The sequence below is a fragment of the Paenibacillus solani genome, from assembly GCF_050475945.1.
GTDB classification, from domain to species: Bacteria; Bacillota; Bacilli; order Paenibacillales; family Paenibacillaceae; genus Paenibacillus_AQ; species Paenibacillus_AQ solani_A.
On the sequence record NZ_JBCMXJ010000005.1, the window covers coordinates 604,711 to 619,056 of the forward strand.

Here is a 14,346-nt window from a genome sequence, read left to right on the forward strand (position 1 = left end):
ATAGCCCACCATCCGAAAACTCATCTAGGTTCTACGATTAACTTTATCGCCGTCCGGTCTTCGCCATCAATCACAATATCCGTAAAAGCAGGGATACATATCAAATCCACCCCGCTCGGTGCTACAAATCCCCGGGCAATGGCTACGGCTTTGATGGCCTGGTTCAGTGCTCCTGCCCCAATGGCTTGCAGTTCCGCTCCGCCCCGCTCCCGAAGAACTCCAGCGAGCGCCCCTGCAACTGAATTAGGATTGGATTTTGCTGAAACTTTTAATACTTCCATGGTAAGTACCTCCCCTGGGAATGTTGAGTGATGGTTTGCTTCCGCTTACTAGATGTTATTCATGAGGGGAAAAAAGATTCCTGCTATTTTCCATCTGTTCCTAATTTAATTAAACGAATTTCTATATTTTTAATCCATTCGCCATTCATCTTCGTACATTCTGATCTTTTGGATCTTCCGGGCTTTACCCGTCTCTTCATCCATATCCACGCATACAGCATGGAGCTGCCACTTACCTTCATCTACCTGAAAGCGGGCAGGAAGCTGCGTCTTGAACTTGTACAACACGGCATCGCGCTGCATACCAAGCACACCTTCCTTAGAGCCCACCATACCGGTATCTGTAATATAGGCTGTTCCTCCCGGAAGAATGGTATCATCATTGCTTTGCACATGAGTATGCGTTCCAACCACCATGGAGACCCGACCTTCCAAATGCCATCCCATCGCTATTTTTTCCGAAGTTGCTTCAGCATGGAAATCCACCAGGATACATTTATTCTTCTGACGCAGCTCTTCCACAATCTCATCAGCTGCCCGGAATGGACAATCGATCGCTGGCAGGAATGTTCTTCCTTGTAAATTGACGATGGCTAACTGCTTTCCATTCGCCTTTACGACCGTGTAGCCGCGTCCCGGTGTACCTGGGGGAAAATTAGCCGGACGAATCATACGAGATTCATCATCGATAAATTCAAAAATGTCCTTGTTATCCCAGGTATGGTTGCCCAAGGTGATACCATGGATGCCCCAATTGAAGAATTCGTTGGCAATAGCTGAGGTGATGCCTCGTCCTGATGCTGCGTTCTCCCCATTAGCAATAATGATGTGGGGTTGATATTTGGATTTCAGCTCTGCAAGGGAAGCTTTAAGCGCTTTGCGTCCTGTGCTGCCAACAATATCTCCGATGAATAATACCTTCAAGACCATCTACTCCTTCAGGGACGCCTGTCTTCACTCCCGGCAGAAATCGTTCCCTATGATTTGATATCTAAAACACGGCTGACTCAAAGATAAAAAGTGGCCGGATTGCGGCCACTTTTTAAGGTCCAAACTCTATTTTGCGTAATCCACCGCACGGGTCTCCCGGATGACGGTGACTTTGATATGACCTGGATAGTCCAGTTCATTCTCAATGGTTTTGGTAATGTCGCGAGCCAAGCGGAATGCTTCGGCGTCGTCGATTTTTTCAGGTTGAACCATGACACGAACCTCACGTCCTGCTTGAATGGCATAAGATTTCTCAACACCTTCAAAGGATTCGGAGATCTCTTCGAGTTTCTCAAGACGACGGATATACGTCTCAAGCGTTTCTCTGCGTGCTCCCGGTCTGGCTGCAGACAATGCGTCGGCAGCGCCAACCAGCATGGCAATAACGGAAGTTGCTTCAGTATCACCGTGATGTGAGGCAATGCTGTTGATAACCACCGGATGTTCCTTATACTTTTTCGCCAGTTCCACGCCGATTTCAACGTGCGATCCTTCCACTTCATGATCCAGCGCTTTACCGATGTCATGCAACAGTCCTGCTCGTTTCGCAAGCACGATGTCTTCGCCCAATTCGCCAGCCATCAGACCAGTCAGATAGGCCACTTCCATGGAATGCTTCAACACATTTTGTCCATAGCTTGTACGGAACTTCAGTCGACCCAAAATTTTGATCAAATCTGGATGCAAACCGTGTACGCCAACCTCGAATGTGGCTTGTTCCCCATATTCGCGAATGCGTTCGTCCACTTCCTTGCGGGATTTCTCCACCATCTCTTCGATGCGAGCCGGGTGAATCCGTCCGTCCGCCACGAGCTTTTCCAAAGCCGTACGGGCAATCTCACGGCGAATCGGATCAAATCCGGAGAGAATGACAGCTTCCGGCGTATCATCGATAATAAGATCAATCCCTGTAAGGGTCTCAAGCGCACGAATATTCCGGCCTTCACGTCCAATAATCCGGCCTTTCATTTCTTCATTCGGCAAGGTGACAACAGAAACCGTGGTCTCAGCTACGTGATCAGCCGCACAGCGCTGAATCGCCAGCGTAATGATCTCGCGTGATTTCTTATCTGCTTCTTCCTTCGCCTGCTGCTCAATTTCTTTAATCATTTGAGCTGTCTCATGACGAACTTCCTGTTCAACATTACTAAGAATGATGCCGCGGGCATCCTCCATCGTAAGGTTGGAGATGCGTTCCAGTTCTGTCGTTTGCTTCTTGTAAATCGTGTCAATTTGCTGCTGGGTTTCCTCTATTCGTTTCTCTTTGTTCGCCACTTGTTCTTCTTTACGTTCCAAAGATTCTATTTTTTTATCCAGCGACTCTTCCTTTTGCAACAATCTGCGCTCCTGCCGTTGAATTTCATTCCGGCGCTCGCGAGTGTCTTTTTCAGCTTCGGCTCTAATTTTATGAACTTCATCTTTTGCTTCGAGAACCGTTTCTTTTTTCAATGCTTCTGCTTCCTTCTTCGCACTTTCAACAATCTGCAAAGCGGCATGCTCGGCACTGGAAATTTTAGCTTCTGCAAGGGATTTGCGAATAAAATAACCGAACCCAAAGAATATAGCGGCTACAACGAGAACGATTACGATCCACCAAATGGAATCCATCTGATCACCTCCTCGTTGGTTCCTCCAAGGCATTCCTTGGGAAATGTTCAATTGTCAGGTTACTCATTCATACATAAAATTTTCCGGCAGTGGAAACTGCCGTCCAAACTGCGCACGCCACGAAGCTCGTACGCAAATCCCGCCTCAGCCAGCGGAATACATTTCACTATGAATTGGCGTTTTAAGAATCTTTCACAAAGTAGTCACTTTTTTGGAAGGAAAAAGGTTTCTAATTTATGATAAAAAGATTCATATTTATTTTAGTATTTATAAAAAGATATTGTCAAGGGAAAGCGATGGGTAAACATCAGTTTCATCTTACGAAACCACTTCTTTTTGTAAAATCCCTTCTCTCATTACTGATTTATTCAAAATCTTCCATTTCTGCATCCCACTCGAACTCACCTTGATCCTCTTTAATCAAAATGTTGAGTGTTTGACGCACCTGCTCGCCCCCAAAGCCCCGGCGCATGAGATATGCTCCCGTTTTTCGTTTACGTTCCAGTAGTTCTCCAGAAGTTTGCTGCCATTTCTTTCGTCCTATCGTCAATGCACTTGCCAATTCCTCATCACGGCTAACCCCGTCTAATGCATGAGATATGAGTTCCGGGCTTATGCCTTTCTGCCTTAGCTCCTGCTTGACCCACAGCCGCCCCTTCTTATGGCTTGTCATTCGCTGCTCTGCCCACATCTTAGCATATAAAGCATCATCAACGAGCTTGTCTCTTACAAGACGTTCCAATGCGTTCTCTATACTGCTCGGCCCAAAACCTTTTTGCAGCAGACGCTGTTCGATTTCCCGAGCCGTTCTCGGCTTCCGGGCGAGATGATTCAATGCTTCCACATAAGCCCGTTGTCGCTCATCCGCTACGATAATTTCTTGCAATTCATCCTTTCGGAACACATTTCCCTTCAGCATCCGGTACTTGAGCATAACATCTTCATGAACGGTCATTAGGTAGGGTCCAAATGCGATTTGATAACGATGCCGGGGCTTTTTCAGCATTTCAACGGAAGTTATAACCAGATCCTCATCATCCGGAAAATGCCCGATACCCGAAGCGTCTTCCAGCTCCGACTTGTCTTTATTCTCCTCCATAAGACGCTCCTTTCACCATTCTCGTATTTCTAAACCAGATTTCATACCAGAGGTTTGAAATAAATGCAAAGAAGACCGTCAGGCGTTACAAAACACCGGACGGTCGTATCACTGAAACTCTTAACCAGCGACGATTACTCTACTTTGAATAATTCTTGCTCTTCCAGTTCTTCTTGTTCCTTCTCTTTGTCGGAAGGCTCAGGAACAGCCGTCGTCAGATTACTCGCTTCACGGATTTTGTTCTCAATCACACTTGCAATCTCCGGGTTCTCTTTCAAGAACTGCTTCGCATTCTCACGCCCTTGGCCGAGACGATCACCAGAATAAGAATACCATGCCCCGCTCTTGTCTACGATATCCAGTTCTGTTCCGATATCAATCAGGCTTCCCTCTTTGGAGATGCCCGCACCATACATGATATCCACCTCAGCCTGCTTGAAAGGTGGAGCTACCTTGTTCTTAACAACCTTGATCCGTGTGCGGTTACCCACCACATCATTACCCATCTTAATGCTCTCAATGCGGCGTACGTCCAAACGAACAGTGGAGTAGAACTTCAAGGCACGTCCGCCCGGTGTCGTCTCAGGATTACCGAACATAACGCCAACCTTCTCACGAAGCTGGTTAATAAAGATGGCAATCGTTTTCGATTTATTGATAGCGCCCGACAACTTGCGCAGCGCTTGAGACATCAAGCGAGCTTGCAGACCCACGTGAGAGTCACCCATATCGCCTTCAATTTCAGCTTTCGGTACAAGCGCAGCTACGGAGTCAATAACGATGATATCGACAGCTCCACTGCGTACCAGAGCTTCCGCAATTTCAAGCGCTTGCTCGCCCGTATCCGGCTGGGAAAGCAGCAGCTCATCGATGTTAACGCCCAGTTTGCTTGCATACGATGGATCCAAAGCATGCTCCGCATCGATAAACGCAGCTTGTCCACCAGCCTTCTGTACCTCGGCGATAGCATGAAGAGCTACTGTTGTTTTACCGGAAGATTCCGGGCCATACACTTCAATAATACGGCCTCTAGGCAAGCCCCCGGTTCCTAAAGCTATATCCAATGCCAACGATCCGCTTGGCACAATCTCTACCTGCATATGGGTCGATTCACCCAGTTTCATAATCGAACCTTTACCGAACTGTTTCTCTATTTGACGAAGCGCCATTTCCAGCGCAGCACGACGATCTGACATTGCTCCACAACCCTTCACTGTTGATAGTTATATCATACCTTGTTTTGACACGTTTGCCAAGCTTTTTTTCGAACATACATTCGTTTTTTTTATTCCATACCCCTTCCTCTATATTCCCTATCATCTATGTATAAAGAACAAGAACCGTGGCAGCATCATACGATAAGCCACGGTTCTTCCGTACTTTTCATTATACTTGGAGCTGTCCAACATTACAAGAATCAGCAGCAAGCAAGGTGTAAATTATTTACTTTTTCTAATGAACATGATCTGGTGATTTGCCGAGTATCAATCTTGTTTTGAAGCGACGAGTCGCTGCCAAAGCCGGTATAGAAGTGCCTTGGTTGCACGGAGCCGAATCGTTTCCCGGTTGCCTTGAAGATTCAACTCATGCACTTCGGTTTCCTTACCCCGCTCTGACAAACCAATATAAACTAGACCTACAGGCTTGCGTTCGGCATAACCCGGACCTGCCACCCCGGTAACTGATAAACCAAAGTCACTATCCGTCACCAAGCGAACATGCTCGGCAAGCGCCTGGGCAACTTCAGCACTCACGGCTCCAGGTGCATCGTCTCCCTCAAGGAGCGCATGCGGGATATGTACAAGCTTCTCCTTGATCTGGTTGGTGTAACATATAACACCGCCGAGAAACATCGTCGCACTCCCAGGTACGGACGTAACAGTCTCCGCCACAAGGCCTCCTGTGCAGCTCTCAGCAGCGCTAAGCGTCCAACCTCGATCCGCCATCATGTCGACGATGACCTTCTCGATCGGCACATCCTCACTGGCGTACATATATTCAGAGCCTCTTGCCTGGATCCGAGCTTCTAATTCATTCAGCCGCTCCATTGCATCAGCCTCACTTGCCGCCTTCGTGGAGATGCGAACGGTAACTTCGCCATCCTTGGCATACAGCGCAATCGTCGGATCCGTCTGGGCTGTAATCAGATCTTCCAACCGCTGATCCAGTGCTGACTCGCCAATACCCGCAAATTTGAGCATCTTTGAATAGATGGGGAGCTCGTTCGTGAGCACATGCTGCATAAGCCAAGGCTTGGCCTCCTGTTCGAACATCGGGATCAGTTCTTTCGGGGGTCCTGGCAAAACAATATAATGGGTACCTTCATGTGAGATTGCATTACCTACAGCCAGACCTGTTTCATTGGGAAGAGGAGTCCCTCCTTCGATAGCCAGAGCCTGACGCCGATTATTCTCGGTCATTACGGCTCCTCGTTCATGGAAGAAACGCTCAATTGCATCCATCGCCAACCGGTCAATATGCAATGACCGATTTAAGAATGCTGCCAGGGCATCCTTCGTCAGATCGTCCTGTGTCGGACCAAGCCCACCCGACAAGAGTATGATATCAGCTCTACTGCTGGATAGCCGCAAGGCCTCTTTAAGCCTCTCCAGATTGTCTCCGACGACGGTTTGATAGTATACGTCGATCCCCATTGACGCAAGTTGTCTGGATAAATACTGTGCGTTGGTATTCACAATCTGTCCGAGCAGAAGTTCTGTTCCAACCGCAATAATTTCTGCTTTCATATTCCGTATTCCTCCTGTAGCTTCTGTCTCAACACATGATATTTACCTTCATTAATCACTTACTCATAATCACTTACCCACCCTACGGAAGAAAAAAGCAATAGGATAGCTCCTATTGCAATTATGCCCCAGTACCTTTAAGGAGGTGCCTGTTCTGGACAAAATATTCGATTCCTGAATAGATCGTAATGATGGCGGCAGCCCAAATTGCAATGACGTCAAACGGAATCCCCAGAAAAACAAACGGGAAATTGTTGATCAGAAGGGCAACAATTGCCACGATTTGAATCACCGTCTTGATTTTTCCTGATTGACCTGCTGCAACAACGGAACCTTCCAAAAGTGCGATCTGCCTCAATCCAGTAACAGCAAATTCTCTGCTAATAATCACGACAGCAATCCAGGATTCGCATTTCCCCATTTCTACGAGCGATATGAGTATGGCCGCCACCAGCAGTTTATCCGCAAGCGGATCCAGAAGTTTCCCCAGATTCGTGACCATATTGTTCTTGCGGGCCAAATACCCGTCAATCCCATCGGTGCTCGCTGCTAATATAAATATCAATGCCGCAATCAATTGATTATAGGGCAGGACAAAATCGTTCCACTCCAAGGGGGCAGGATAGAAATCAAAATCCACCAGCAGGAAAATCATCATGACAGGGATCAAGCAAATGCGGGCCAGCGTGATGCGGTTGGGTAAATTCATGCAGCAACCTCCCTTGCGACGGGTTGTCTTGAAATCTCGGCGAACCTCGCAGTGGTAATCCTTCTGTACTTCATCTGGGTTGCTCTTCCCGAGAGCCTTAAGGGTTTGAAGCTTGAATCACTATCTGTCATATTCATCCCCCAGTAATCTATGTATACGTTAATACTTATATATCGTTTTTTAGTATAATATTTCAGCTGATGCGCTGTCAAAATTACAATGCCCCGCTCCTTCCTAAGGACATCCCTGCATTAGAAAGGAAAGGCTTTTATTTGAAATTTGTGAATTGCAAATCCACCGTTAGATCTGCTTTGCGAAGCATCTGCATGACCTGTTGAAGATCATCTTTATTTTTTCCGGTTACCCGAATTTGGTCTCCTTGAATCTGGCTCTTGACCTTCAACTTGGAATCACGAATCAAAATATTGATCTTTTTGGCGTTTTCCTGATCGATCCCCTGTTTTAAAGTCAAACGCTGACGCACAGTACCTAAGGAAGCCGGTTCGATTTTTCCGTAATCAACATTCTTGAGCGATAAGCCCCGTTTTACCATTTTGGTTTGCAAAATATCAATAACAGCATTGAGTTTATACTCGTCATCGGAGGCGATGACCAATGCCTCCTTGTCAAGCTTCAAACTGCTCTTGCTCCCCTTGAAGTCAAAACGGTTCTCGATCTCCCGCTCCGCTTGGTTAACCGCATTGTTAAGTTCCTGCATATCCATTTTGGATACGATATCAAATGAATTTTCTGAAGCCATGGTGAATCCTTCCTTTCATAAACGATATGATTTCTATTATAGGAAAAACCTTGAGACAAGTCTAATCTTGCATGATCAATGCCCCTATATGGCGAAAGAGACTTCGTTATTCACCACCAGTCTGGCGAAAACGAAGCCTGCTCCATCAATGTTCAGCCTTCTCATTCTGTACCGGACGACGGAACATACTCAGTATGCCTAGTAGAATATGTGCCAGCCCAAAGCCTAAGATGCCATATCCCCAGTCGTTTGGTATTAAATAATATCCCAAAAGGCTGACGATCATACCTAATCCGAATACAATCCAGTTCACCGTCACCGCGTATCGCCTCTTTCAGGAAGTGAAATAACAGCATGCAGCCGCATGCTGTTATGATGACCTGGGTAGCAGGCAATTATTCTGTATCCGAAGTACCTGCTGAGCCTTCTCCCGGCTCCAGCACAATACGTGATGTAGATTTCCCATCTGTTACGGTCTGACCGCCTACTGTGATGGTCGTTGCAGCGGAATTCCCCGATTTCACGAATAGTCCCTGTCTGTCCATGTCAAAACTCAGAGACTGACCGTTCTCGAGCATTTGGAAAGCCAGCTTCTCTCCGGAAGTATTGTTGCCGCGGTATACCTCAACCCAGCTCTTACCTTCACTCGTGGCCACGATCTCCACCTTCACGGAAGTGCCGGTTACCTTAAAGACAGTGTTCTTGCCCTCCGTTCTGTCCTGGGTCACCGTAGTTTCCCCAGGTACAGTGTCTTCCGGCTCATCCACTTCCGTTCCCTCTGTTCCATCCGTACCTTCACCCGTAGTATCTTCGTTAGCTGAATCGTCCGGTGTGTTCTCACCGCCCTGTGCTCCATCACCTGGCGTATTTGTATCCGGTGTCTGCGGTTTCTGGGCTTGATCGGTCTGTGTCTGATCATTGCTGCCAGTTGGAGGTGTATCCTTCGGCTCGTTAGAGTTGATAGCCACCAAATAAATAACAACGACGATCAGTATCGGAAACGTCCACATCAGAAGCGTAGGCAGCCATTTCATATTCCGTTCAGCTGTAGGTCTGCTGGCGCGCTTTTGGATAACCGGCTCCATAGTCGCCTCTGGCTCTGTTTTAGGGACATCCTGTTTATGCCCTTCAAGCAGTTCATCCGAGTCCATCCCCACCGCTTCCGCATAGGTTTTGATGAATGCCCGCACGTAAAAACTGCCGGGAAGTACTTTGTAATCCCCTGCCTCGATGGCTTCCAAGTATCGCTTGCGTATTTTTGTCACTTCCTGCACGTCATCAAGGCTCATCCCTTTTTGCAGACGTGCCTCCCTTAATTGCTGTCCCAGTTCGGACATGCCATCACCTCCTACTTTAGAAATTCGTGGTCAAATCAAAAACAAATATTATAAATCGTCACTATAAGAACCCGTGAACGTATCATAAACGATTTCCTCTTCCGGATTGTTTCGCAATTCGATTATAATGTCGAAATCATCATAGGAATATTCGGATTCGCGAACGAATATATCAGGATGTTCGATCACTTTAGTACTGTCCATTTTCATAATATCCTGAAGCAGCTGATAGTGGCGCTCATTGGAGCGAATCGTGCTGACAATTCCGTCTATAATGAAAATGTTGTTTGAGTTCATCTCATCCTCAGAGAGTTGACTGCGAATGGTTTGCCGAAGGAGCGTTGAGGAAACGAAGGTCCATCGCTTCATCGCGCAGACACTGCCGGCGATAATGGACTCCGTTTTGCCGACACGAGGCATCCCGCGTAGGCCGATAACCTGATTGCCTTCCCTTTTGAACAATTCACCCAAAAAATCAACAAGTAAACCGAGCTCGTCACGAGTAAAACGAAATGTTTTACGATCATCCGAGTCCCGGTCAATATATCGTCCATGTCGGACAGCCAATATATCTACCAATTTAGGGGGTCTCAAGGCTGTAACCGTAATATTCTTCATCTTGTTTAGCGTTTTGCCCATCAGAATTATTTTCTCTTCATCATCCGTTTCAAGCAGCATTCCGCGGGTTCGACCTTCTACGCCGTTAATCGTCAATATATTCACTTCAAGCATACCGAGCACAGAAGCAATATCACCTAAAAGGCCAGGCCGATTCTTATGTATCTTGTATTCCATGTACCATTGATTCGATTCCACAAAGACACCTCTTTGTTACTTCTTTTCCATCAATATTCGACAAATTCCAGCCAAAAAGGCACACAAAACAGGTCAAATTAAAAATGGGTCACGTTAATGATATATAAAATAAAAATGAAAGGCAAGTATTAACGGTAACATGAAAATTACATTCTTTTTCCTTGACAAAAAGCCCCCTGTAAGCAGGGGGCTTTTTGCATTGAATTAGGCGTGGTTCTTGGCCAATTTCACCATGAGACGTGCGATCACACGGCGTTCTTCCTCGTTACCCACATCCCATATTTCTTTCAGAGCCCGGTTTGACGAGTTTTGCGGATCTACCTTCTCATCAAGGAAATCACCAATCTCATAAGCAAGCTGGGAAATCGTGTCTTCACTCATACCTGCCTTCTCAGCTTGAACGACGCGCTCCCCCAGAAATTTTTTCCAGGAGTCAAAGTTTTTGATTACGGATGACATAAGTTAAATCCTCCTTTTGCTTGTGGCAATTCAGATTTAAATAACAATAGTAATATGTCCCCGCAGCCAAAACTTATGAGTGGTGAATAACACCACGAATAATCATCAAGTCACCCAGCCGCCATTAGGGCTGATTACTTGACCTGTGATGTAACCTGACTCAGGCAGTGCCAGAAAATACACCAGAGATGAAATCTCGTCAGGCTGAGCCAGTCTGCCGACAGGAATTTCTTCCTCCAGCATGCGAATTTCATCCTGTTCCAGATGTCCCAACATGGACGTATCCACTGCCCCTGGAGCAACGGCGTTAACGGTTACGCCTGAAGGTGCAAGCTCCTTGGCCAGCGCCTTGGTAAAAGCATTGACGCCGCCTTTGCTTGTCGAATACAGCACCTCGCAAGAGGCGCCCGATAATCCCCAGATAGAAGATACATTAATGATTCTGCCAAAGCGATTGGAGACCATCCGTCCCATGAACGCCTGGGAACACAGAAACATCCCCCTCAGATTAATAGACATGAGCGTGTCCCACTGTTCCTCTGTCACATCTGACAAAAGCCCATAGTGGGATACCCCTGCGTTATTCACAAGGATATCCGGCTCCATATCATGACTTTGAAGTTTCTCTTTCATCCGCATGATTTGCTCTTTGTCCCGAAGGTCGGCAGACACAGTCAACACCTTGGCCCCATATGCCATGCAGCGCCGTGCAACTTCGTTGGCCGCTTCATGTGAATTCATATAGTGGATTACGACATTCATGCGAACTGAGGCGAAACGCTCCGCCACGGCTGCTCCAATCCCTCTGCTGGCACCTGTGATCAGTACCGTCATATCTCCGATCGGTTTCAAATCTCTCCCCATGTCTTGCTTCATTATGGACTCACAACGATCGATACAGCCAGTTGATCCCAATCAATATGCTCCTGCAAACGTCGGTTCACATCGTCCAAAGTGATGGATTCATAAAGCGGCAGAACCTTAAAGAAGTCGGCCCCCCGGAATTGATAACGTGTAAATTCATGGGCAATGTTCTCCGGAGAATTGAGCATACGCAAATAACCGCCCATTTTCTTTTTGCGGGCACGCTCGAAGTCCGTTGCCTGGAAGCCAGCTGACTTCAACTTATCTACTTCGGTGCGGATGCGTTCAAGCAGCTGATCGGGGTCCTTCGTATCGCCCCCCACGGCAGAGAATGCATACTGCGGCGAGCTATTATATTCATGACCGAAACTGTCAGAGATCAGATCCTCGTCATACAGCTTCTGGTATAGTTCTGTACTGGAGCCAAACAACAGGTCCATCATCAGCTTTGTTGTTAAATCGCGACGCAGCTGGTCCTCCGGATTTAAGCCAACCTGCTTCTCCTTGAATCCGAACAGACATTTCGGGAGCGAGACAGCCAGGCGGCTTTCTTTCCGCTTCTCGTTGACTTCCAGCGGCTCCTGATCGAATAGCCGTTCAATCGAGCCTTGCTTGTCATACGACTTCGCTGCTTGATTCGATCGAATCACGCTCATCGTTTCCTGAGGGTCTACCCCCCCGACCACAAACAGCAGCATGTTACTCGGATGATAGAACGCATTGTAGCATGTATACAGATCTTCCTTCGTAATGGTCCCGATGGACTCCACTGTGCCGGCAATATCGATATGCACTGGATGTACCTTGTACATCGCTTCGATTAAACCAAAATACACGCGCCAATCCGGATTGTCTTGATACATGTTGATTTCCTGTCCAATGATACCTTTTTCCTTCTCCACGTTTTGGTCTGTAAAGTAGGGGTTCTGAACGAAATCGATCAGTGTCTCCAAGTTCTCATGAATGTTCTCCGTTGCAGAGAATAGATACACTGTCTGATCAAAGCTTGTAAAGGCATTCGCAGAAGCACCATTAGATGCAAACTTGGCAAAAATGTCGCCTTCCGGCTCCTCAAACATTTTGTGTTCAAGAAAATGCGCAATACCGTCCGGTACCCGGATCTCGGACTCCCCTTCGACCTTGAAGTGGTTATCCACCGAGCCGTATTTGGTTGCAAAGGTCGCATAGGTTTTCTGGAAGCCGGGTTTAGGCAGCACATACACATGCAGACCATTATCCATTACTTCGTAATACAGCGTTTCCTGCAGGTTGTCATAATGAATGCTCTCCACTGGCTATTCCTCCTTTTGACCTTTCAGGAAATAGATTGTATCCAGTGAAAATGCTGAAGCTGCCTGCTTCACATCATCCACTGTAATGTTCTCAACCTGGTTTAGCAGTTCATCAGGCGAGCGTTCACGTCCAGACAGCGTCCGGTTGAAATCATAGGCGATCATCTCAAAGGCAGAATCCTGCATTTCTCTGATCACATTGCGGATCATCGCTTTCGTCTGGGACATCTCGATATCCGTTATGGCACCTTTCGCCATATCATCAAGCTGCTGACGAATAATTTCGACGGCCTTCTCGAAATTCTGAACTTCGATCCCCGACTGGATCGTCGCAATGCCTTTATGACCGTCATAGCGGGAAGATGCGTAATACGCCAGACTTTCCTTCTCCCTCACGTTAACGAACAGCTTCGAATGCGGATATCCGCCCAAAATACCATTATAGAGAAGCGCCGAGGCGTACTCATCATCTCCGTAAGTAATTGTACTTCTAAGACCCATATTGAGCTTACCCTGGTTGATGTCCAGTTTCTCAACAACCGTCTGTGTCTCGTTAGATGCAACTCGGGTGGAAGAAGGAACATAATCCTTACCACCTGTTCTATTCAGTTTAAAATGCTCCTCTACAAGCTTCTTCACTTCATCCAAACTTGTATCGCCAACCACGTATAAATCCAGTACGGATTCATTGAGCCACTTCTGATAGGACTCATATAAGCCTTCCGGTGTGATTCCATCAAGATCCTTCCGTTCTCCTAACGGATGCAATCGATACGGCTCGTTCTTGCACATGACCTCAATACAGCGCTCAGCTGCATAACGAATCTTGTCATTGACGATGGATTCCAGCTTCTTGCGGACTGTGTCACGCTCGGTCTGCACATAAGATTTGCGAAACACTCCATCTTCCAGAGCAGGCTGCGTGAAAGCTTCGCCCAGAAAGGCAAAGGAAGAACGAAGCAAGCTTTCTGAACTTTTAACAAAAGAATCATTGATCGTGTCCATGCGGAAATGCACGATCTGGTAATCGCCGCGCTTATACACATCAAATCCAAACCCGGCCCCGTACAGCTGCTCCAGGCGCTCGCGAAAAGCCCTTGTTTCCGGATAGGAAATGGTGCCTCGCCGTAGTACAAAAGGCGTAAGTGCCGTTGGAGTCACGGTTTCTTCAGCTAACGGACTTCCCGCGTAAAGCGAGATCGCAAATGTCTTGAATCGGTTCGTGGGTAATACATGAATTCGTATTCCCCCGGCTGTTCCGTGTTCAAATTCCGTTTTTGTCAAGGTCCAAATCCCCTTACATCATGGATTGTCGTTGCCATAGATTTACTTCATTGTTAAGTTTCATTCTAACCCATTGCAAAGTGAAGAAGCAACCGAAGAC

Annotated in this window: 15 protein-coding genes; all 15 read right to left on the reverse strand. The window is 47.0% G+C overall.

The annotated features are described in order from the left end of the window. Window positions 1-20 precede the first annotated feature (20 nt). The 15 genes from ABEQ74_RS04535 to yfmF all read right to left on the reverse strand — a co-directional run bounded on the left by ABEQ74_RS04535 (window position 21) and on the right by yfmF (window position 14,246). Window positions 21-281: a stage V sporulation protein S gene (locus ABEQ74_RS04535; RefSeq protein WP_006211249.1), complete on the reverse strand. Its 261-nt coding sequence runs from the start codon at window positions 279-281 to the stop codon at window positions 21-23. A 129-nt stretch (window positions 282-410) separates the two neighbouring features. Continuing rightward, complete coding sequence (locus ABEQ74_RS04540; RefSeq protein WP_430119897.1) at window positions 411-1,211, reverse strand: TIGR00282 family metallophosphoesterase; 801 nt, start codon at window positions 1,209-1,211, stop codon at window positions 411-413. Between the two features lie 126 nt (window positions 1,212-1,337). Then, a complete protein-coding gene (rny, locus tag ABEQ74_RS04545) occupies window positions 1,338-2,879 on the reverse strand; it encodes a ribonuclease Y (protein ID WP_430119899.1) in 1,542 nt (513 codons plus the stop codon). A gap of 364 nt (window positions 2,880-3,243) precedes the next feature. Further along, the gene (locus ABEQ74_RS04550) at window positions 3,244-3,978 is read right to left on the reverse strand and encodes a regulatory protein RecX (protein ID WP_430119901.1); all 735 of its coding nucleotides are present in this window, start codon (window positions 3,976-3,978) and stop codon (window positions 3,244-3,246) included. A gap of 134 nt (window positions 3,979-4,112) precedes the next feature. After that, on the reverse strand, window positions 4,113-5,174 hold the full coding sequence (gene recA / locus ABEQ74_RS04555) for a recombinase RecA (RefSeq protein WP_430119903.1): 1,062 nt from the start codon (window positions 5,172-5,174) through the stop codon (window positions 4,113-4,115). Between the two features lie 288 nt (window positions 5,175-5,462). Then, the gene (locus ABEQ74_RS04560; RefSeq protein WP_430119905.1) at window positions 5,463-6,725 is read right to left on the reverse strand and encodes a competence/damage-inducible protein A; all 1,263 of its coding nucleotides are present in this window, start codon (window positions 6,723-6,725) and stop codon (window positions 5,463-5,465) included. A 121-nt stretch (window positions 6,726-6,846) separates the two neighbouring features. Further along, window positions 6,847-7,434 (reverse strand): CDP-diacylglycerol--glycerol-3-phosphate 3-phosphatidyltransferase, encoded by a 588-nt coding sequence (gene pgsA, locus ABEQ74_RS04565; RefSeq protein ID WP_430119907.1) that lies wholly within the window; start codon window positions 7,432-7,434, stop codon window positions 6,847-6,849. A gap of 268 nt (window positions 7,435-7,702) precedes the next feature. Beyond that, a complete protein-coding gene (locus tag ABEQ74_RS04570; protein ID WP_430119909.1) occupies window positions 7,703-8,194 on the reverse strand; it encodes a YajQ family cyclic di-GMP-binding protein in 492 nt (163 codons plus the stop codon). Window positions 8,195-8,339: 145 nt separating this feature from the next. Then, window positions 8,340-8,513, reverse strand: a complete 174-nt coding sequence (locus tag ABEQ74_RS04575) for a hypothetical protein (RefSeq protein ID WP_165593399.1) — start codon at window positions 8,511-8,513, stop codon at window positions 8,340-8,342. 76 nt (window positions 8,514-8,589) lie between these two features. Beyond that, window positions 8,590-9,531 carry a RodZ domain-containing protein gene (locus ABEQ74_RS04580; RefSeq protein WP_430119911.1) on the reverse strand — a complete coding sequence of 314 codons (942 nt, stop codon included), beginning with the start codon at window positions 9,529-9,531 and terminating at the stop codon, window positions 8,590-8,592. Between the two features lie 48 nt (window positions 9,532-9,579). Beyond that, the gene (locus tag ABEQ74_RS04585; protein ID WP_054402935.1) at window positions 9,580-10,347 is read right to left on the reverse strand and encodes a DUF3388 domain-containing protein; all 768 of its coding nucleotides are present in this window, start codon (window positions 10,345-10,347) and stop codon (window positions 9,580-9,582) included. A gap of 204 nt (window positions 10,348-10,551) precedes the next feature. Then, window positions 10,552-10,806, reverse strand: coding sequence for a DUF3243 domain-containing protein (locus ABEQ74_RS04590; protein ID WP_430119913.1), 255 nt, complete (start codon window positions 10,804-10,806; stop codon window positions 10,552-10,554). Between the two features lie 105 nt (window positions 10,807-10,911). Then, window positions 10,912-11,682, reverse strand: a complete 771-nt coding sequence (gene ymfI, locus ABEQ74_RS04595; protein WP_430119915.1) for an elongation factor P 5-aminopentanone reductase — start codon at window positions 11,680-11,682, stop codon at window positions 10,912-10,914. Then, window positions 11,682-12,962 (reverse strand): EF-P 5-aminopentanol modification-associated protein YfmH, encoded by a 1,281-nt coding sequence (gene yfmH, locus ABEQ74_RS04600; RefSeq protein WP_430119917.1) that lies wholly within the window; start codon window positions 12,960-12,962, stop codon window positions 11,682-11,684. Before yfmH ends, ymfI begins: the two co-directional genes overlap by 1 nt. Before the next feature lie 3 nt (window positions 12,963-12,965). Beyond that, entirely contained in the window at window positions 12,966-14,246 is a 1,281-nt protein-coding gene (yfmF, locus tag ABEQ74_RS04605; RefSeq protein ID WP_430119919.1) for an EF-P 5-aminopentanol modification-associated protein YfmF, read from the reverse strand. Between the last annotated feature and the right edge of the window lie 100 nt (window positions 14,247-14,346).